The sequence below is a fragment of the Saccharibacter sp. 17.LH.SD genome, assembly GCF_009834805.1.
Classification (GTDB): Bacteria; Pseudomonadota; Alphaproteobacteria; order Acetobacterales; family Acetobacteraceae; genus Saccharibacter.
In genome coordinates this window covers 84,962-103,784 of sequence record NZ_WVHO01000010.1, presented here as the reverse complement: position 1 = coordinate 103,784, position 18,823 = coordinate 84,962, and the positions used below count along the sequence as shown (strand labels likewise).

Annotated in this window: 19 protein-coding genes; 8 read left to right on the top strand and 11 right to left on the bottom strand. The window is 44.9% G+C overall.

All coding sequences use genetic code 11. From position 1 onward, the window contains the following. Positions 1-143: 143 nt before the first annotated feature. Positions 144-551, bottom strand: coding sequence for a hypothetical protein (locus GS501_RS05115; protein WP_160830806.1), 408 nt, complete (start codon positions 549-551; stop codon positions 144-146). Between the two features lie 213 nt (positions 552-764). On the opposite strand from GS501_RS05115, the gene GS501_RS05110 reads away from it, so the two are divergent. Further along, positions 765-1,715: an alpha/beta hydrolase gene (locus GS501_RS05110; RefSeq protein ID WP_160830805.1), complete on the top strand. Its 951-nt coding sequence runs from the start codon at positions 765-767 to the stop codon at positions 1,713-1,715. 21 nt (positions 1,716-1,736) lie between these two features. Here GS501_RS05110 and GS501_RS05105 read toward each other — a convergent pair whose 3' ends face one another. The 4 genes from GS501_RS05105 to ada are packed head-to-tail and all read right to left on the bottom strand — an operon-like array spanning position 1,737 to position 4,753. Continuing rightward, complete coding sequence (locus GS501_RS05105; RefSeq protein WP_160830804.1) at positions 1,737-2,324, bottom strand: DNA-3-methyladenine glycosylase I; 588 nt, start codon at positions 2,322-2,324, stop codon at positions 1,737-1,739. Next, the gene (alkB, locus tag GS501_RS05100; RefSeq protein ID WP_160830803.1) at positions 2,321-2,965 is read right to left on the bottom strand and encodes a DNA oxidative demethylase AlkB; all 645 of its coding nucleotides are present in this window, start codon (positions 2,963-2,965) and stop codon (positions 2,321-2,323) included. The genes GS501_RS05105 and alkB overlap by 4 nt, the downstream gene beginning before the upstream one ends. After that, complete coding sequence (locus GS501_RS05095) at positions 2,952-3,668, bottom strand: 2OG-Fe(II) oxygenase (protein WP_160830802.1); 717 nt, start codon at positions 3,666-3,668, stop codon at positions 2,952-2,954. The genes alkB and GS501_RS05095 overlap by 14 nt, the downstream gene beginning before the upstream one ends. Continuing rightward, positions 3,665-4,753, bottom strand: coding sequence for a bifunctional DNA-binding transcriptional regulator/O6-methylguanine-DNA methyltransferase Ada (gene ada / locus GS501_RS05090; protein ID WP_160830801.1), 1,089 nt, complete (start codon positions 4,751-4,753; stop codon positions 3,665-3,667). Before ada ends, GS501_RS05095 begins: the two co-directional genes overlap by 4 nt. A gap of 447 nt (positions 4,754-5,200) precedes the next feature. On the opposite strand from ada, the gene GS501_RS05085 reads away from it, so the two are divergent. Next, positions 5,201-6,595 (top strand): ABC transporter ATP-binding protein, encoded by a 1,395-nt coding sequence (locus tag GS501_RS05085; RefSeq protein ID WP_160830800.1) that lies wholly within the window; start codon positions 5,201-5,203, stop codon positions 6,593-6,595. A 142-nt stretch (positions 6,596-6,737) separates the two neighbouring features. Further along, entirely contained in the window at positions 6,738-7,142 is a 405-nt protein-coding gene (locus GS501_RS05080) for a GNAT family N-acetyltransferase (protein WP_160830799.1), read from the top strand. A 119-nt stretch (positions 7,143-7,261) separates the two neighbouring features. On the opposite strand, the gene GS501_RS05075 is transcribed toward GS501_RS05080, so the two are convergent. Further along, positions 7,262-8,584, bottom strand: coding sequence for a DUF2130 domain-containing protein (locus GS501_RS05075; protein ID WP_160830798.1), 1,323 nt, complete (start codon positions 8,582-8,584; stop codon positions 7,262-7,264). A 338-nt stretch (positions 8,585-8,922) separates the two neighbouring features. After that, positions 8,923-9,405, bottom strand: a complete 483-nt coding sequence (locus GS501_RS05070; RefSeq protein WP_160830797.1) for an Hsp20 family protein — start codon at positions 9,403-9,405, stop codon at positions 8,923-8,925. Positions 9,406-9,681: 276 nt separating this feature from the next. Here GS501_RS05070 and GS501_RS05065 point away from each other — a divergent pair, with 276 nt between their 5' ends. After that, positions 9,682-10,761: an oxidoreductase gene (locus GS501_RS05065; protein ID WP_202405324.1), complete on the top strand. Its 1,080-nt coding sequence runs from the start codon at positions 9,682-9,684 to the stop codon at positions 10,759-10,761. Between the two features lie 12 nt (positions 10,762-10,773). Here GS501_RS05065 and GS501_RS05060 read toward each other — a convergent pair whose 3' ends face one another. The 3 genes from GS501_RS05060 to GS501_RS05050 form a co-directional block, all read right to left on the bottom strand. Continuing rightward, positions 10,774-11,283, bottom strand: coding sequence for a hypothetical protein (locus GS501_RS05060; protein ID WP_160830796.1), 510 nt, complete (start codon positions 11,281-11,283; stop codon positions 10,774-10,776). Positions 11,284-11,327: 44 nt separating this feature from the next. Then, a complete protein-coding gene (locus GS501_RS05055; RefSeq protein ID WP_160830795.1) occupies positions 11,328-12,518 on the bottom strand; it encodes an MFS transporter in 1,191 nt (396 codons plus the stop codon). 350 nt (positions 12,519-12,868) lie between these two features. Beyond that, positions 12,869-13,177 (bottom strand): MarR family winged helix-turn-helix transcriptional regulator, encoded by a 309-nt coding sequence (locus GS501_RS05050; RefSeq protein WP_237442434.1) that lies wholly within the window; start codon positions 13,175-13,177, stop codon positions 12,869-12,871. Here GS501_RS05050 and GS501_RS05045 point away from each other — a divergent pair. From GS501_RS05045 to GS501_RS05030, 4 genes are all read left to right on the top strand, one after another. Then, positions 13,176-14,210: a CynX/NimT family MFS transporter gene (locus GS501_RS05045; RefSeq protein ID WP_237442433.1), complete on the top strand. Its 1,035-nt coding sequence runs from the start codon at positions 13,176-13,178 to the stop codon at positions 14,208-14,210. The two genes, GS501_RS05050 and GS501_RS05045, sit on opposite strands and share 2 nt — an antisense overlap. A 120-nt stretch (positions 14,211-14,330) precedes the next feature. Continuing rightward, a complete protein-coding gene (locus GS501_RS05040; RefSeq protein WP_202405323.1) occupies positions 14,331-14,666 on the top strand; it encodes a hypothetical protein in 336 nt (111 codons plus the stop codon). A gap of 15 nt (positions 14,667-14,681) precedes the next feature. Continuing rightward, positions 14,682-15,524, top strand: a complete 843-nt coding sequence (locus GS501_RS05035; RefSeq protein ID WP_160830792.1) for a tetratricopeptide repeat protein — start codon at positions 14,682-14,684, stop codon at positions 15,522-15,524. A 141-nt stretch (positions 15,525-15,665) separates the two neighbouring features. Further along, positions 15,666-16,415 (top strand): hypothetical protein, encoded by a 750-nt coding sequence (locus GS501_RS05030; protein ID WP_160830791.1) that lies wholly within the window; start codon positions 15,666-15,668, stop codon positions 16,413-16,415. Between the two features lie 32 nt (positions 16,416-16,447). On the opposite strand, the gene GS501_RS05025 is transcribed toward GS501_RS05030, so the two are convergent. After that, on the bottom strand, positions 16,448-18,619 hold the full coding sequence (locus GS501_RS05025) for a TonB-dependent receptor domain-containing protein (RefSeq protein ID WP_160830790.1): 2,172 nt from the start codon (positions 18,617-18,619) through the stop codon (positions 16,448-16,450). Positions 18,620-18,823 lie beyond the last annotated feature (204 nt).

Here is an 18,823-nt window from a genome sequence, read left to right as displayed (position 1 = left end):
TATAATCGTTACGAGGCTTGGTGTTGAGAATGTAAAACGCTGTCCCCTGCCCCGTTAAAACTGAGTATTAATAGGCGATACCCATGCCATTCCCGCATCGACGAAGATGGCATGGTGGGTTTGATAGGCAAGTGGCGAGATGTCTAGTCACTAGCGAGAAATTCATTCAACGTCTTTAAAAAATCCTCCTCTGTCATCAGGTTACAATGTGTTGCAGCAGCCGGGCCTCCGTGACCTCCACCTTCCGCGAAGGAGATTTCGACAGCCTCTCCCATGGCTTTTTGATAGACGAGCCATGCATGGAGAGCTTTTTTAAAGGCGGCCCTCGTTTGGGGGCCTTTATAGAACTTTAAAATACCAGTGATTTTCTCATTGACAGCCTTGTTGAGCTGAGCACTTTTTTTTGTGCTTTCTGCCTCGTCTTGATTGGCTGTGGCTTGCATAGCTCGCAAGAGGGCTTCGGTTTGGTCATTATCTGACTGCGCTTTGGCCGAAAGGGGTAGAATCATCACGGCAGACACCATGACAAGAGCTATTAAAGGACGTTTCATGGATAGACTCCTTATTTACTTCAGATATTCTACAAAAAATTTATTAATAAAAAGGATATAGTGTTCTTTTACGGTAAAATATGCTCTTGTTAATTGAAAAGAAAACTAAGGTGAGGATACGTTGATTTTTGAAAGGGAATGCGCCTAGGGTGAGCGGTCCATCCGCTAACGTGGCATTGTGATTAATGTCTTTAGATACAGAAAGAAATAAAGATGAGTCATCGCGGCATTCGCTATATTCATGATGCGGAAGTAAGCCAGGAATCTCGTGAATTCCAGGGAAAATTATTTGAAATGGGTGCCAAAGGTTTATTCTCTGCCATTGTTTCAAATAATGCTGATTCAGATTTTCTCAAAAAGATAGCCGGAACAGATGATATTACGGTGCCTGCGGCCATTTCAGATAGTTTAACGGATTTTTGTGATCTGACTACGGACCACATACAAGGCAGAAATGTATGGTGTTTTACGCCTAAGGAACATCCTTCGGATAAAGTTATTTTCTATATTCATGGTGGTGGTTACCTGCTGAATATTAGTGGTCCACATTGGGATTTTTTGGAAAATTTATGCCGCGAAACGCATGCAATTCTTGTTGTTCCAGACTACCCTTTGGCGCCAAAGGCAAAATGTCTTGAGGCCTATGCGGTCGTTGAAGAAGCCTATGACCAAACTGTTCGTCGTTACGCGCATCATGATATTGTTGTGATGGGAGATTCTGCTGGCGGTGGCATGAGCCTCGGCTTGGTTCAGAAATTGCGTGATGAGAATAAACCTCTTCCTAAGGAAGTAATTGTTTTATCTCCATGGTTGGATGTCACACTCAACGACTTGGAGATTGATGCTGTTGAGGACCGTGATCATCTATTGGGGTCGCGTGGCCTTGTGCAAGCTGGTCTTGCCTATGCGGGTGATCTAAGCCCTAAAAACCCAAAAGTTAGCCCGAAATATGGAAATTTTGAGAAACTTCCATTGATTTCCATTTTTCAGGGCACGAACGATATTTTCATTGTTGATAGTCGCAAATTAGTTGCTCGACTTGAAGATGAGAATATTCCTGTAAATTACTTTGAATTTCCTGAACAGTGCCATATTTGGGCTGTCTTCCCTTCCCCCGAAGCAGAAGTGGCGGTATCAAAGATGATCAGCCTCATTAAGGGGTAAGACGCTTCTTTGCGTGTCTTTTCAGAAGATTGTAATGAAGTTTCCTTTTATAAGGGAGTCGGAACGAAAACAACGATCTTCATGGTCATTGATCACGCCGGTAGCTTGCAACCAGGCGTGAACGATAATGGGCCCGACGAAGCTAAAGCCGCGTTTCTTCAAGGCGGCTGAAAGCCTGTCGCCCAAAGGGGAGCGTGTGGTCGATCCTGTGCCGTCTCCTTTGAGGGGATTATTGCCGACTTCATTCCAAATAAATGATGCGAAGTCTTCACCATGTTCTTGCATGGCGAGATAGGCGTTTGCATTTTTGATGGCTGCGCGTATTTTGGCAGATGAGCGAACAATATTGGGGTTTCCAAGCAACCGCTTGATATCATCTTCTCCGTAACGTGCGATTTTTTCAGGGATGAAACCGTCAAAAGCCTCGCGGAATGCTTCGCGCTTTAACAAAATGATACGCCAGGATAATCCCGCCTGGAAGCCATCAAGAATGAGCTTTTCCCAGAGTGTACGACTGTCTCGAATGGGTATGCCCCATTCCTTATCATGATAGTCACGCATTATGGGGTCGGTCTGTGCCCAGGCGCAACGATATGGGTGATTGTTCATCTTACTTTCCGGAATGTGAGGTTAAACCGAACATCTTCCGTAAGAGGATGTTTCCCCTCTTTTAGAACATCAATGCCGTGAAAAATCATGCGAGAGGCCCCTCCCCACACGACAACATCACCATGGATCAGAGAATATCTTTTCGGCCGGCATGCGCGATGGTGCCCGCCCCATAGGAATGTCGCCGGTAGACCGAGGGAGACGGACACGATAGGTGCTGTGCGGTCTTGTTCATCCATGTCCTGATGGAGAGATAGTCGTGCCCCTGGACGGTATTGATTGATCAAACAGGCCTCTGGCGTGAAATTGTGAAACCCGATGCTACGTGCCGCATGTTCAGCGAGCTCACGAAATAAACGCGGCATGTGTGGCCAGGGATTCCCTGTTAGGGGGTCTAAAGCGTCATAGCGATATCCTGAGCGATCCGACACCCACCCTAAAGAGCCACAGTTGGACATGGCGACGGACATACGCTTCCCGCTGCGTGTCTCCATATGGCGGAATGGAGAAGAGGCGGTTATGTGTTGAATATGGCTGATAAGGGCCTCAGCGCTTTCCGTGGCGAACCCTCCTAAAAGGGCGGCGTCAGGTCCAAGTGGAAGGGTGCGTCTTTCATCAGCAAAGAGATCAGGCTGCATCATGAAAGATAAGTCCCACTGTGTGGCGCGATCCAGAACGTATTGTGCTGACGCCGTGCCGCATTTTAACACGATAATCGCCTCTGGGGCCTCGATGTGGACGGTCATTAACGGCAAACAAAACACCATCTCCCTTTTTAAGAGAGACAACACTGGCTCGTGATTGCATGCGGGGTCTTTGCTCAGTCAATATGAACTCACCACCCGTAAAATCTTCACCAGGCTCAGAAAGGAGCGCGGCCACCTGAAGCGGGAAAACATGCTCTCCGTAGAGATCTTGATGCAGGCAATTATAGTCCCCTTGTTTGTATTTTAGCAGCAAAGGTGTTGGTTTAGGTTGGCCCGCCTCATGGCAGCGGTCCAGAAATGCCGCATGGTCTCTGGGGAAATGTGCCTTAATCCCCATACGGTCGTTCCAGCTATTAGCAATGGGCGCGAGATGTGCGTAAAGCGCACGCCTTGCGGTTTCAACCAATGGGGGGAGCGGATAGGAAAAATAGCGATATTCACCACGCCCAAAGCCATGATGAGCCATACGAACATGGCTACGAAAGGTGTCTGTTGGTCCATAGAGGTCTATCAGAGCCTGGCATTCATGCGGCATAAAGAGATTGGGCAGAATAACCCACCCTTCCCGATTAATGTCGTCAGAGAATGCAGGCCAATCATACGCATCAATATGTGAGGACAGAGTATTATCGGTCATGAGTTTGTTTCTTCTATAGTTTTAGCCTCGCGTAATAAGAGATGACGCTTGCGTTCAACCCCCCATCGATAACCAGACAAAGAGCCATCCTGGCGAATGACACGATGGCATGGGATTGCGACAGCGATCGGATTAGCCGCACAGGCCCCAGCAACGGCACGTGTGGCTGTGGGCTGGCCGATCCTTCGAGCAATATCCGCATAACTCTCTGTTTTCCCTGCAGGGATATCACGTAAGGCTTGCCAGACACGTTGCTGAAAGGCGGTTCCGCGTACATCAAGCGGCAGATTGAGTCCTGTATTAGGTGCCTCGATAAAGCCGATGACGTGGGCGACTTTCTGCTCGTAGTCCGCATGAGCGCCGATCAGTTCTGCTTTGGGGAATTGATCTTGAAGGTCTCGTACAAGTCTCTCTGGATCATCGCCAAGCAAGATTGATGCTACTCCTCTTTCGCTTGAGGCAACGAGAATGGCACCGAGTGAGCATTGAGCGACGGCAAAATGAAGGACTTCATTCAGACCGCCCTTTTTATAATGGTTTGGCGTCATGCCTAACATGGCGGAGGATTGGCCATAGAAACGGCCGTTGGAATTGAAGCCTGCCTCATAGAGAATGTCAGTTATTTTAGCACCATGGCTTAAACCATCGCGAACTTTACGCGCACGATGCGCATTGGCATAGGCTTTTGGCGTAAGGCCTGTTTGGGCTTTGAAGAGGCGATGGAAATGGCTTGGGCTGCGTCTAACTGACGCCGCAAGCGCTTGTAGTGAGGGTATTTCTTCTGATGTTTCGATCTGACGACAGGCTTGTTCGATAAGAGCTATAGTGATCGCATCGGGTGAACATCCATTGGGATGGCATCTCTTGCAGGGGCGACATCCCGTTGCTTGTGCGCTTTCTAACGTATCATGCAAGGTGACGTTTTTAGGGTTAGCCATGCGGGAAGGACAAGATGGACGGCAATATACACCGGTTGTGGAAACAGAGTACCACAACGAGCCATCCGCTCTTTTATCGCGAGTTATGATCCTCGCCCAACGGGGATCATGTGCTGTATCCTGAGGAGGTTGATCTGAGTTCGTCATGGGATGAGGATGCTTACTTCTCCAGGGTCCTGCGCTCTGTTTCTTACTTTTAAATTGGAAATTGGATGATAACGCGCAGTGCTTCATTCATAGAGTGGTTGTAACTTGTAGGGCTAGCATAAAAACATACATGTCGGATCATTATTGACAGAATAATTTCTTTTTGAAAGAGTAACAATTGGCGATGCAACGCCATTATGAGGGGACGTGATGTCTGAAGGCAGCTCTATAATTATCGGAAATTTATGGAGTTGTGCTGTAAGGGCCAAGGGGTATTCCCTCGCCCCAAAACTTATTGAAGAAACGCAGAATATTACCGGCTGTTTGATAGTGTTAGCGACGTCATCTGAGGTTGTTTTTACGCCGGTTTAGAGATCATTTTCAAATGAATTGATAGGAATTTCTCTTATTTGAGAGAAATTCTCATATAAAAATCGTTTATTTGGAATGACAATGACTATTCTCGATGGGAAAACCCTCTATAAAAGGGCTTCTATTAAAAATAAGAATTTTTTAATAGGGCTTATCAGCTTGTTTGTACAACAAATTGTTGTCGCTTTGTCCGTATTTTTTCTTGAAAAATCTGTTTCAGAGTTAACTCTTGGTTCTTCTAATGTCTTGTTCTGGTTTGAAGCGTACATTGTTGCGTTAGTTTTTCCGTATATTCCTGGATTTATTTCACGTTATTTTTTTGATGTTTGGGCGATAGATCTTATTGGTTCCTTCCAAAGGAGTGCCATCCCTTATTCCCCTTACACAGCAAAAGATTTCAGCAGAATAGACATTGGAAAGTCAAAATCTGCCATATTTGCAAATACGGGTCCTTCTCTGATTATAGATGGGTGTTTGTACATCCAAAATTTTTTAGGACGTGGCCTTAATTCCATCATGACGATGATAGCGGTTGCTGTTGTTGTCTCTCCTTTAATCGCATTATCGTATAGTGTGAGTTTACTAGGGTGTGTTTTATTTAATGTCTATTTTTCTGGATTGGCGAAATACAGAACAACCTTAACGGAAAAGGCGCGTGTCGATTTAACGGCACATGCTTTCACAATTTGGCCTCATATAACGCTTGGCAATCGTCTTTCAAATACATTTTGGTTAGACTTATTTGAAGCAAAGTTTGAGAAACTTCTTGTCCTTTTTAAAAAAGAAGAAATTTTTAGAGGATTTTCTGGTTGTTCAATGGCGATGATCAGTTTGCTTCCTACGACGTTGGCAATGACATATCTTATATTTACGCATAGAGGTCATATTGCCTATTTGGGTGTTCTATTCGCTTCATCTCCTAGAATTTTTCAATTATTGACAATGCTTGTTGATTTTTCTGGGCTTATTTTCGCATCAAGTAAGTATATTGGTAGACTTACGGTTTTAAAGACGTTTTTTGATCATGAAAAATATCCTGAAAACAATATATCGTATAATCTGATTCACATTTATTTTAATCAAGAATCCATTTCGTTAAAGAATATTTTTTTAGAGATCGCTACTCTCATAAAAAAAGGTAGTGTGGGAAGATATCTTATAAAAGGCCAAAATGGAGCAGGGAAAACAACGCTCTTGCTAAAATTGAAGGATTATTTGGGCTCTGATGCTTTTTACCTCCCCGCTACGTCTGATGTTCTTGTAGCTCTAGAAAGTGACCATGGCTTATCAACAGGGGAACGAAAAAGAAGAGAACTATATGTATTATTGGAAGATCCGAGCATTAAATACATTCTTTTAGATGAATGGGATGCCAATTTGGATGACAAAAACACTGAAAAACTCGATCGAATGATAGAGGAGATCTCTCACAAGAGAACGGTTATTGAGGTTCGTCATAGGAAAATTTAAATGTTTTGGTTGGGTGTCTATAAGTATTTAGGAGCTTTGTTGATATATAAACGCCCTGATTTAGGTCACTCATGATTGTCAAATAATCCTCAAGAAGGCAGAGTTAACTCTTAGAGAAAAATCTAACCATATTGGAATAACAATGAATATTGAAATCAAACGTGTAACTAATGTGAATGTTGCTGATTTTCAGTCCGTGCTTATAGCATCAGGGTTGGGAGCTCGACGGCCTGTGGATGATGTTGAACGTCTTGAACGAATGATTAAAAATTCGGACTTACTCATTAGTGCTACGCATCAAGGGAAAATCATTGGTGTTGCACGATCAATTACAGACTTCTCTTATTGCTGTTATCTCTCTGATCTTGCCGTTGATATACATTATCAAGGCCAAGGGATTGGTAAAAGATTGATTGAAGCGACACGAGAGCATGCGGGGCCGGAAACAATGTGTCTCCTGCTTGCTTCTCCAGGGGCTGTGTCTTTCTATAAAGCACTTGGTATGCCACAGCCGGACAATGCCTTTCTTTATCAACGCCAATGTTGACGCATGATTATAACGGCCCCTGCTCTCTTCGAGTCATAGCTATAGGATAAGTAGCCTGGTTTATATAGAGCGGCAAACTTGGCTCTATCCCCTCAGATTAGACACGCTAAGAATATAATCTATTCCGTTTCCTTATTGTTCTGATGCTTTAATTCAGCGAATTTAGATGACATTGTGGGATTACCTCGCGTTAGCTTTTTAATGGTGAGGTCATCCGCTTTGTCATTCGCAATTCGGAGATTATTTGCAGATTTGTGTAAGGCTGATTTTGTTCTTTCCAAATCTTTTATGGCCTCATCTATACGTTTGATGGCTTCTTCAAACCCATCAGAAGCGAGGCGCCAGTTGCGCCCAAAAGCATTTTTGAACTCATCAAGTTTCGTTTCGAAGTTAGTAATATCCACATTTTGTGCTCTCACTAACGCTAATTCTGATTTGTAATGAAGAGATTTCATGGCGGCATTACGTAATAGCGTAATGATGGGAATAAAGAATTGGGGCCGCACGACATACATTTTTGGATAACGATGGAACATATCCACGATGCCTGAATTATAGAGCTCGCTTTCTGGTTCAAGCAGAGAGACGAGCACGGCGTATTCACATCCCTTCTCACGGCGATCCTTATCAAGTTCTTTGAGGAAATCCTCATTTTTCTTCTTCGTGGCGGTTTCGTCACTTTCATTTTTCATTTCAAACATGATGGAGACGATCTCGGTACCCGAAGCATCACTATCGCGAAAGATATAGTCCCCTTTGCTACCAGTGCGTGCGTCATTATCTTTTTCAAAGTAAGCTTGAGGAAAAGCCGTTGCGCGAAGGCGGTTGAACTCAGTCTCGCAATGTTGTTCGAGGCTTTCACCAATCATCTTGGTCGATAATCGTGCCTTCATATCACGCAGTCGTTCGATAATCTCATTGCGATCTTTAATCTGAGTCTCGTACTTATCTTTTAGCGCACTTTCCGCCAATTCTTTTTCAAGTTTTGCGGTTTTGAGTATGATTTGCAAACGTGAGATCTCGGCGTCCTTCATCGTGGCTTCTTGTTGCACATCTTTTTGACGCTTCGCTTCGGCCAATTGAGAGGCAATGTCTTTCTCTCGTTCGGCTCTTTCCAAGGCCACCTTCAGGGCATCCCGATCTCTTTCTATTTTACTTAATGCCTCATTGACGGCCAATTTTTTCTCAGTTTCGCTGCCGTGAAGCTTTGATTGTAATTCTTGAATTTCAGCATTTTTTTCAGACGCAATTCTCTGAACTTCGCTGGTAATTTTCATTTCCATTAGGTCGAGTGCGTTTTTTTTGTCCTTCTCCGCAGATCTCAACCGTTCTTCTAACTGCTGCTCGAACTCGCTATCACGCACTTGCTTAAGAATATCTGCATACCCAGCTTCATCAATTTTGAAGGCTTTTTTACAGTGTGGACACATGATGTCGTGCATATTGATGTTTCCTTCTGCCTTGATGGGAACAGTTTAGGGTATTTCGGTGGCTCCACCTATAGCACGCGTTATATCCTTATGGTGTGTATGCTGACGTCTCGCTTTATTCAGCTCTATTGCATAGTTTGCGTTATAAGGGATTGTCTGAAAACGCGTTGAATGGCCTCACTCGTGCGGAGTGACAGCAGGTCAAGATCAATGGCGCTTCTGGTCCGTTCAAAAGTGGGAGCATATGAAGCACAGCTCTGTGGGCTGGAGCTATGGAACAAACACGGCATAGGTAACCCGGCTTGTCTATTGAGACAAACCGAGCTCCATACTTCCTCAATTCTTAAAGCCTAACCGGCCTTTTCTTTTGCTTCAATTTTCGCCGTGTCAGATCGAGAAGGCGCTTGAGCCGACATAATCTCAATATGCCGTGGCTTCATCGCTTCTGGAATTTCACGTTTTAAGGTAATCGTGAGCAGACCGTTTTCGAAACAGGCACGTATTACCTTCATATGATCGGCCAAGTTAAAGCGCCGTTCAAACTCACGCCCCGCTATACCGCGATGTAGATATTCAACGTTTTCCTGTGGTTCTCCGGTCTTGCGTCCTGCAACCACGAGCACGTTTCTTTCTTGCACAAGGGTAAGGTCACTCTCCTTAAACCCAGCAATAGCCATCTCGATCCGGTAATCATCCTCACCGGTTTTCATAATATCGTAAGGCGGCCAATTATCTTCTGCTTGAAGGCGATTAGACCCTTCTAGAGCATTTAAGATACGCTCAAACCCTACGCTCGACCGAAATAAGGGAGAAAAATCAACGGTACTTCTCATAACCATATCCTCCTTCACTGAGCAACATGGACACAAGACGTGTCGAATTGCTGGCCCCTCACCAGGCGACCAACAAGATATATTTTGGTAGATTTCTCCCTTTTTCAAGGTGGTTTAGACAAAAATATTAGACGTAATTATTGAGCTTATAAGGGCCATTCAGGTGTGGTGTGGTATCATCTGAATGATCAGGATTAAATTAAAGGTTAGATAAGCCATCTTTTATCGGCATGGTATAGGTTCTCAGCTTTAATCGACACATAGATGACTGGTTCCATGATGACATCTCATTTTCGTGTAGGGCTTATTGGATATGGTTTTGTTGGAAAAACCTTTCATGCTCCCTTGATCCAATCTGTGCCTGAATTGCAATTAGTGGCTGTGTCTTCGCGTGATGCCTCTAAAGTGCATGCGGATTTGCCGCATGTGACGGTTTATGACACGCCGGAGCGGTTGATTGACGATGAAACGATTGACCTTGTTGTGTTGGCAACGCCCAATGTGACGCATGCGCCGCTGGCAAAAGAAGCCATGCGCAAGGGAAAGCATGTTGTTGTCGATAAACCATTTACCTTAGATCTTAAGGAAGCCCGCGAGCTGTTATCTGCCGCTCGTGAGACAAAGCGCCTGTTAAGTGTGTTCCAGAACCGCCGTTGGGATAGTGATTATCTTACAATTAAACAGGCTCTTCAGCAGAACCTTGTTGGTGAGGTGACGCATTTTGAGTCAAAGATAGATCGGTTTTCTCCTCAGGTTCGGCAACGTTGGCGCGAAGAAAATTTACCCGGAAGCGGTGTATGGTTTGACCTTGGCCCTCATCTGATTGACCAAGTGCTCCAACTTTTTGGTTTACCGGATAATGTCACGCTCTCGCTTGCGAAACAACGTGCCCATTCTGTAACGCCAGATTGGGCGCATGCGATCCTTTCCTATGGTGAGAAGCGCGTCATTTTGCAAAGCAGTAAGCTGACATTAGGTGGGTCTGCACGGTTTGTGGTTCATGGCACGGAAGGAAGTCTTGTCAAGCAAGAGCCGGACCAACAAGAGCCTCAACTTCTTAAAGGGATGACACCAGGTGCAGTCGGATGGGGAGACGATCCTGATCCCCTCGTGATTTACAAGAAAGATCAGCCTGTAACACGTGAAACCGCCCTTAAGGGGGATCAGCGGCGTTATTATACCCATCTTGCGGCCGCGTTAGCGCAGCGAGAAGAAAACCCAGTCCGCCCCATAGAGGCCTTGGCAGTAATGGCCGTTATTGAAGCGGGAGAAACATCCTTTCGTAATGGGGAGACGGTTGCGCTTCCACTCACAGAGCAAGAGCGCCGTGAGTGGCACACGGCGTCGGCATCATAATCCTATAAGCGGTTACTGGAACTGATGGGTTATCAATCCATATCCAGCGGCGTTATTCCCTGGGGGGACGTGGCCTAGATACGCGCCATTTTGTCCCCTCACATTTCCCGCACTGTCAATATGGCCGAGATAGCCACCATTTCGTCCTCTCACAGTGCCGGAATGGTCGATCTGGCCGAGATAACCGCCATTCTGCCCTCTCATAGTGCCAGAGCGGTTGATCTGACCGAGGTAGCCGCCGTTTTGTCCTGTCACAGTGCCAGAGCGGTTGATCTGACCGAGGTAGCCGCCGTTTTGTCCTGTCACAGTGCCAGAGCGATTGATCTGGCCGAGATAGCCGCCATTCTGCCCTGTCACAGTGCCGGAACGATCGATTTGGCCGAGATAACCACCATTTTGCCCTCGAAGAGCACCACGATTTAACGCTCCACTTGGGCCATTGGATGCGTGCGCTAGAGAGGGTGAGCATAGTAGGAGAAGAAATAAGGGAACTGATGACAGAATAGTGTTGATGGATAGCATGTCTCTATCTCCTGGACAGATCGAGAATGTGGGAAGTCCCTTCTCTATTGTTCATGAGTTATTGTATCAGATCTTTCTGTTTGACTAAAACAAACGAACAAAGCGGCGGCCAAGACGCAGAGGCTCGTGCTATAAAAAACGATATTAAGAGTCCATTGAGCGGCGATAAAGCCAGCGCTGACAGGGCCGACGACTTGACCAACATATTGAGCCGATGTCGTTAAACCAATAAGAGCCCCTATATGGTCAGGTTTAGCGACTGACTTTATATAAGCGCGAACGCATGGAATAATGCCGCCCAGGGCGAGCCCTAAGGCAAAGCGAACCGCTACAATTTGCCATACGGACTGGGCGAAGGCGTGTAAAATCAAAACAAAAGCCCCTGCCATGAGGCTGATAATGATGACAATTTTATACCCTATCTTGTCACCAAGATAGCCCAATAAGGTTGCGGATATAATGCTTGCTACGGCAATGGCTGAAAGTGCCAAACCTGCGCCTTGAAGAACATTCTGTGTATGGCTGTAAAGTTTTACATATGTGCTGATCATCGGTTCTAATGAGATACTGGCGGCCATCACAACAGCGATGACCGTCAGATAAACAATTGAAAAGGAGAGATCAGCTGTATTAGCCGTTGAACGCGTCTTTTTACGCGAGGAGATGGTTGTATCCTTGGCGAGAAAATAGGTCGCAACACAATTAAAGAAAATCATCAAGGCGGCTATTCTTAACGATCCCGCCATGCCGACCTTTAAGGCAAGCCAACTGCCTGCGGGTGGGCCGATCAAACTCCCCAGTAAAATGCTTGATGAGAGAACCCCTTGTGAGAGGCCGCCTCTTCCGCCTGTTCGTTTGGCAATTAAAATGGCTGCACCGGACGTATATCCCCCTGCAACACCGACCAATGCACGGCATATGAAAAGTTCAAGCGGTGTCTGGGCAAAGCTCGTCAGCGTCATGCTGATGAGCATCCCGATGCTTGCCCGAATAAGATTAAGGCGTGATCCATAATGGTCCGAAAGCCTCCCCCATAAGGGAGCGAGAAGCGCTGCGGTGAGAAATGTGGCCGAGTAACAAAGAGACGACCAGACCAAGACCGAGATACCGCCTGAATGCCCCATAGTGGAGATAAATTCAGGGAGAAAAGGCATGATGACCGTCATGGCAATAATATTAATAAATGACCCGACGCAACATATTATCACATCACTTTTTATTCGATCGATCGTCATATTAAGGGTTCCTGTTTGTAAAATTGTCTTATTTATATTTCGATATCGATAATAATTCTATACGATACTTTCGTATAATTTATGGACATTTTTATACGGTCAATTAAAGCATAAATTCATTATTGGTGATTAATATAGAGATATGAGTGAAGTCACGGACGACGTATTCTTCTAATGGAAGAACAGCATTATATCATGGTCAGACGTTATCTTGTGTCTCATTGAGTTGATCCATGATCCACCTTGGCGCAACCAATGTTTATACTAATATTTTATACTATCTCTATTTTATGGAGAGAGGGATATCTTTGATAGTCGAGTAACTACATTAGGCAGCGGCAGAGACCTTTCTATGCCCAATGGTTCGTTAGGCGTTTCAATAGCCTGTTGAGCGTGTGTTGATCCTCCTGGGATAAGGCTAATAATAATTGACGTTCATTGTCGATGTGAAGGGGTATAATGTCTTTCATCACTTTTCTTCCCTTCTCTGTGAGGCGCACATAATAGCCTCGTTTATCGGCTGGATTTTGGAAGCGCTCGATAAAACCCGCATCGGCAAGACGACGAAGGCGTGACGTCATTGCAGCAGGCCTCAATTTGAGACCATGTTTGGCCTCTATCTCACCGTTGGTTGTGGAGATTAAACGTAGCTTAGCCATGAGTGATCAGCAAGTTGGGCTGCTCTCGACCATTCCTATCGTCTTAATGGGTATTCTCTCTCTTGCTGGTGGCAAAATTCAACATGTCCTGGGGACGAATAAAGGAATTATCATCGGTTTAATCTGTATTAGTGGAGGCTTATTCCTGCGAGGGATTGATGGAAATGGTGATAGTCTTATCGCAACAGCTTTCCTATGTGGTATTGGGGTGGCACTTGAGCAAATCTTAATCCCCGTTTTCATTAGAACTCAATTTAGGCGCTCTAGCAGTGTTGTTATGAGCCTTTATAGCACGAGTATTATGATGGGTGCGGCCTTATCGGCTGCGTTGGCGAGCCCCCTCACCCAATGGAGTGGATGGCGCCATGCTCTTTCATCATGGGGATGGCTTTCGCTCATCGCTTTATGTGTATGGTTTTCTGTGCCTTATTTGAGGATACAGAATGTTCAAGAGGCTTCCGATAATGCTCCGAAGAGCCCCATTGATGGGTATTCGTGGCGGTTAATGACCATCTTCGGGATTGGAACAGCTGCATATACATTGATATTGGCTTGGCTTCCTACCTTTTATGTCAGACAGGGATGGCCAGAAAGTAAGGCAGGGTATCTCTTAGCAACTTTGACAGCGATAGAGGTTGTGGCAGGCTTTATTGTTTCTCTCGCACTTGGAAAGTTTCGGGACAGACGCCCACTGTTTGTTATATCCACAATGGTTCTTGCTGTCGGAATTATCACGATGTTGGTGCTTCCGGCATGGTATGGGGCAACAGTCGTGCTTTTGGGGCTTGGGGTTGGAGCTCTTTTCCCTTTGAGCCTTGTTATTACGGCAGATTATTCAAAGAATGCGGGAGACATGGCGCGCCTTATTGGGTTTGTTCAAGGTGGTGGGTATATTATTGCAGCCTGTATGCCCTATTTTGGCGGCCTTCTTCACGATAGGACAGGGAGTTCTTCCGGCATTTGGGGTGTGATGCTGTGTTTCTGCCCGATACTTTTTCTGCTCTGCCGAGGGATAAAACAGCCATTGTCATAAATCTTATGAAGGCATGTTATTTTGATGTGAGTGGAAAAAACATGAGTTTATGAAATAAATTACTTTAAGGAGCCGTAATTAACTGTCTATATTCATGATTAAATATAAAAGGTAATATAAATGATGAGCCGATTTATTGGGATTGTTATTTCTTCCATCATGATTGTTGCGCTGTTCTCATCGGCTATGACCCATGCTTCAGCGCGAGGAAGACGGCCGGGCCATTATTCATTACATAGTCACACCTCAAGAGCATATCGCTCCTCATCCCCTCGCGCTTATTCCTATCGTTCATATGCTGGTGAGCATTATACATCAGGATATACTCGCAGAGATGGCACCTATGTGAGAGGATATCATGCGACAAATCCAGACTCTACCAAACAAGATAATTGGAGCGTGCGAGGCAACCGGAACCCATCTACAGATAAGGTTGGCACAAAGACATCTTATTAAGATGGGATGATGAAGATGAACAAACATATTGCTACTGGTTTGCTTATTCTTGGAGTTTCGTTGGTTTCGGCAAAGAGCGAACCTTCTGTGAATAAGGACAATCCTTCTTCCATCATTACGAATGAAAAAAGAGAAAATATTGAAAAATTAGCCAATCAGGGGTACCCAAAAGCGCAATATTTATTGGGATTGCTTTATTTAAATGGTATTAGTGTCCCCAAGAATTATGAGAAAGCTATTGAATATTTGAAAAAATCTGCTGATCAAAACTATGCGACAGCGCAAGCTACGCTAGGATGGATGTATACATCGGGCCTAGGTGTCTCAAAGGATTACAAAAAAGCATTCGAGTATTATCAACAAGCGGGACAAAATGGAGAGGCTGGGGCATGGTATAATATTGGGAGTTTGTATGCGGCGGGTTTAGGTGTTCCTAATGATTATGGGAAAGCCTTTGAATATTATCAAAAAGCTGCCGCTGGTGGCTATAAAAAGGCATTATATCAAATAGGCTCCATGTATTTATGGGGTAAAGGTTTCCCAAAAGACTACCAGAAAGCGGCTGAATATTATCAGAAAGCCGCAGATAACGGAGATGAAGAAGCCCAATATCAGTTGGGGTCTATGTATGAAATGGGTTTAGGCCTGCAGAAGGATTATGGGGCAGCTTTTGGCTATTATCAAAAAGCGGCAAGTGCTGGATCTGCAAAAGCTCAATATCAGCTAGGATTAATGTATGAATTCGGCTGGGGAGTAACACAAGACAATGAAAAAGCGATTGAATATATGATAAAATCTGCCGGTCAAGGTGATACTCAAGCGCAGGATTTTTTGCAGAAGGTCTCCAATGAACAATAGAGATTATTATAAAAATTTAGGAGTTCTCTTGTTTCTGTAAAGGAATGAGATATTTTGTCTGTAGGTATATCTACTCGTGTTTTGTGAAGAGTAAAAAATAGGAATTTTCCGTGATACGTCGCATACGAAAGTACAATAGTGATGCTCAATATTGATAGACGACATTTCATGGGGATGGCTCTTGCGGTAAGCACGCCATCGTCTCTTTGGGCACAGGAGGCGGTACACAAAACGGATGTGCTTGTTATTCCGTCTTTGCACCATTTTCATCGAGTCAATAAACATTATACTTATGATGATTTATATCGCGCTGTTGACAATTTTCGTCCGCAATTCGTTGGGGTGGAAATAAGGCAAGAGGATTTGGCTTTAGGGGATCATTACCTTGGCGATAATTATCCCCAGGAAATGATCGAGTTGTTTCATCATTATGCGCCACATGTTTTTGGGTTTGACTGGTTGGGGGATGATCTTGCAGGACGTCCTGTCCCCGATGATTGGTGGAGAAAAAGAAGTGAGATTAAAATTCTTGAACGCTCTGTGGACAGTTATTTTAAGACAAATCCTCTACTTTTGCAGTCTCAAAAACTTTCAAGAGAACAGTTAGCGATAGCTCAAAGAGCAACGCTGCCTCAGATGATGGATGGTTCTTATGATCGCGTTGCGGCATCATATTATGCCGTATTTAAAAAACTTACCGCAGGAACCGAATATCAGAAGCTCTCTGATTTCTATACAGAAAGAGACATGAAACTATCCGATAATATTATAAATTTTCTTGTTACGCATTTTTGTAAACGTGTCGTTATTGTTACAGGTGCGGATCATCATGGGCCCATGGTTAAATCGCTCTCATGTCAGAAAAATATCAACATTGTTTCGATCATTTAGTTGAGGCGTATCAGATGTCGCTCTCCCCTACCCTAAAATGTGACTTTTGAGGCGATTTGGAAGGTTCTCCCTGGTGCTGGTTCGCGTCCCCAAGGGCTTGTATCCATCCCTCTGAAATAATAGTGCTCATTGCCCATATTCATAATGGCGAGTGAACCATCCAGCTTTACGCCATTATGATTTTTATAGAATGTGTGGGTGATTTGCGTATTAAACACCACATAACCTGGCACACGCCCGACAGACCCAGTGGGGCTTTCCTGTGAGGTATTGGCAGCGTCTGTAAAAGATTGTGAGAAATAATAGCCGCTGAAATCGAAGATCGTATTGCCCCTTTTATAGCGAACATCTCCGGTAATTTGATGTTTGGACGTATAAGGAACCCGCCTTCCGGCATGAGCACCGTCTTTTTGGCGTGCATCGAGAAAGGAATAATTTCCACTTAAGGTAAGGCCTGGAACGAATTTAGGCGACCATTCAGCGGTAAGTTCAATGCCTTGATAGCGTGTTGCGCCTAAATTGACATAGCCGCCGGCTGTCCCCAAGGGATTGACCATGGTGCTGTCATAATTGATTTGGTTTTGGAAATCGATCCGGTAGAATGTGACGCCCAATGTTGTGCGGTTTGTAGGGAACCACCGCCCTCCTGTCTCATAATTCCATGCTTTTTCAGACCGTAATCTATTCCCATACACAATCTCTGTGGATTGTGGTGGCCGCATTGATTTTTGCGCGTCAAAGAAGATATAGCCTGTTTTGTGGATGCTATAGCCTAATGTAACACCAGGAAGAATGTCGCGATTGCCATTTCCTGTACGTGTATGTGTGCGGCGATCTGTATAGGCTTCATCAACATGCTCGAAGCGGAAACCTGGGGTAATGGTCAAATTGTCATGAAAGAAGCCCATTTTATCGCTAATGAAAGTGGACCAAGCTTTGTTGTTGAACTTCCAATCACGGAAGACTTTCATAGGAGAGTGAATGGGATTACGTCGATTGACCTTATAATCAATTGTTTCAAAGACCCCTCGGGCGCCTATACTAACTTCGTGAGAAATACCCCATTGCTTTGTTCGTAGAGCCACTTGGGGCTGAACACCATAAACGGTGAAATTTCGTGGGGCGGTTTGCATCATTTGTGGGGCTAAGCCGGAATCCCACGTTGTGGCGGATGTCCTGCCCATGCCGCTGGTATAGTTACGTTTTGCTTCATCGGCAAAGAAGGTGATGGTTGCTTGTCCACCCGTTAAAAAAGCCCATTTGTGGAAATCATGCTGTGCAATCAGTGATCCACGGTTAGTTGATCCTTTGACCTGATCGAGTGGTCGGGTCGCTTTATAGCGGTCTTCGCGATATTGATCGGGGGTTAAAGCGCCGGGTAACCCTGTATTGATCGCATAATTGGCGTAATCTGTCAGAATGCGGTCATCATCGGTGATGTCATAACGTGTGCGTAGGCGAACATTGTGAACATCTGTATGGCTGTTGGAATCTCGGAATTGATGGCCGTCTTGAAAATTAGCGTCTAATTGGGCTGAAAAACGTTCTGTTATATGCCCACCTGTGCTGAAATCTTCATTAAAAAGCGAGTGGCCATTATTCCCTGCCACTTGAAGGCGTTCTCCAATGCTGGTTGTCCATTTTTTAGGAATAGGACGGCTTACAATATTAATCACCCCACCCATATTGTTGGGGCCATATTGTACTGCGGCCCCACCGCGAACGATATCAATATGGTCCACCATATCCATCGTCATGGGGAAAAGAGAGATACTGGTCTGGCCGTAAGGTGCGAGAGCGAGTGGAATGCCATCTTCCAGCACTTGGACACGGCCACTGCGGCTTTCATATAAGCCACGCATCATGATTTGAGGCAAAGCTCCCGTCCCGGTCTCATCAAAAATCTTCACACTGGGAGAACGCTGCAAGGCATCATCCAATGAGCGGATAGCCCCTTCGCGCAATTGCTGACGGCTAATGACGCTGCGTCCACCCGCATAATGACGCACAGCATCGCGTGTGGCTTGGCCAATGACGCTTCCTTGTACGACGATATTTTCTACCTTGCTGGATGGTTGTTTGATGGATGTAGGATGAGTTTTTTTACTTTCAGCGAAAGCACTATAAAACGGTATGAGGAGAAGGGTTGTGCCTGCCAGTAAAGAAAAACGGCTTAATCCCCTTGGGTGATGGAAGAGTATCATACCTGGCAGAACCCTGTCATTTTTATCGTCTTGTTTAAAGGTCCCTCATCACGAAAGAGGAACGAAGTTTTTCAGTTAGATGAAATTTATAATGATTCGCAACAATGCAATCTGATTTTTTTAGATCTTATCGGTAATCCTGATCTTATGTTGCGTCTTAAGCATAAATTTACGCTTGCTAAAAAAAGGATGTTGTCTTTAATG

What these genes read in the sequence shown, in the direction of transcription:
- GS501_RS05115 (WP_160830806.1), bottom strand. Translation starts at nt 551, where the DNA reads ATGAAACGTCCTTTAATAGCTCTTGTCATGGTGTCTGCCGTGATGATT.
- GS501_RS05110 (WP_160830805.1), top strand. Translation starts at nt 765, where the DNA reads ATGAGTCATCGCGGCATTCGCTATATTCATGATGCGGAAGTAAGCCAG.
- GS501_RS05105 (WP_160830804.1), bottom strand. Translation starts at nt 2,324, where the DNA reads ATGAACAATCACCCATATCGTTGCGCCTGGGCACAGACCGACCCCATA.
- alkB (WP_160830803.1), bottom strand. Translation starts at nt 2,965, where the DNA reads ATGATGCAGCCTGATCTCTTTGCTGATGAAAGACGCACCCTTCCACTT.
- GS501_RS05095 (WP_160830802.1), bottom strand. Translation starts at nt 3,668, where the DNA reads ATGACCGATAATACTCTGTCCTCACATATTGATGCGTATGATTGGCCT.
- ada (WP_160830801.1), bottom strand. Translation starts at nt 4,753, where the DNA reads ATGACGAACTCAGATCAACCTCCTCAGGATACAGCACATGATCCCCGT.
- GS501_RS05085 (WP_160830800.1), top strand. Translation starts at nt 5,201, where the DNA reads ATGACAATGACTATTCTCGATGGGAAAACCCTCTATAAAAGGGCTTCT.
- GS501_RS05080 (WP_160830799.1), top strand. Translation starts at nt 6,738, where the DNA reads ATGAATATTGAAATCAAACGTGTAACTAATGTGAATGTTGCTGATTTT.
- GS501_RS05075 (WP_160830798.1), bottom strand. Translation starts at nt 8,584, where the DNA reads ATGCACGACATCATGTGTCCACACTGTAAAAAAGCCTTCAAAATTGAT.
- GS501_RS05070 (WP_160830797.1), bottom strand. Translation starts at nt 9,405, where the DNA reads ATGAGAAGTACCGTTGATTTTTCTCCCTTATTTCGGTCGAGCGTAGGG.
- GS501_RS05065 (WP_202405324.1), top strand. Translation starts at nt 9,682, where the DNA reads ATGATGACATCTCATTTTCGTGTAGGGCTTATTGGATATGGTTTTGTT.
- GS501_RS05060 (WP_160830796.1), bottom strand. Translation starts at nt 11,283, where the DNA reads ATGCTATCCATCAACACTATTCTGTCATCAGTTCCCTTATTTCTTCTC.
- GS501_RS05055 (WP_160830795.1), bottom strand. Translation starts at nt 12,518, where the DNA reads ATGACGATCGATCGAATAAAAAGTGATGTGATAATATGTTGCGTCGGG.
- GS501_RS05045 (WP_237442433.1), top strand. Translation starts at nt 13,176, where the DNA reads ATGAGTGATCAGCAAGTTGGGCTGCTCTCGACCATTCCTATCGTCTTA.
- GS501_RS05050 (WP_237442434.1), bottom strand. Translation starts at nt 13,177, where the DNA reads ATGGCTAAGCTACGTTTAATCTCCACAACCAACGGTGAGATAGAGGCC.
- GS501_RS05040 (WP_202405323.1), top strand. Translation starts at nt 14,331, where the DNA reads ATGATGAGCCGATTTATTGGGATTGTTATTTCTTCCATCATGATTGTT.
- GS501_RS05035 (WP_160830792.1), top strand. Translation starts at nt 14,682, where the DNA reads ATGAACAAACATATTGCTACTGGTTTGCTTATTCTTGGAGTTTCGTTG.
- GS501_RS05030 (WP_160830791.1), top strand. Translation starts at nt 15,666, where the DNA reads ATGCTCAATATTGATAGACGACATTTCATGGGGATGGCTCTTGCGGTA.
- GS501_RS05025 (WP_160830790.1), bottom strand. Translation starts at nt 18,619, where the DNA reads ATGATACTCTTCCATCACCCAAGGGGATTAAGCCGTTTTTCTTTACTG.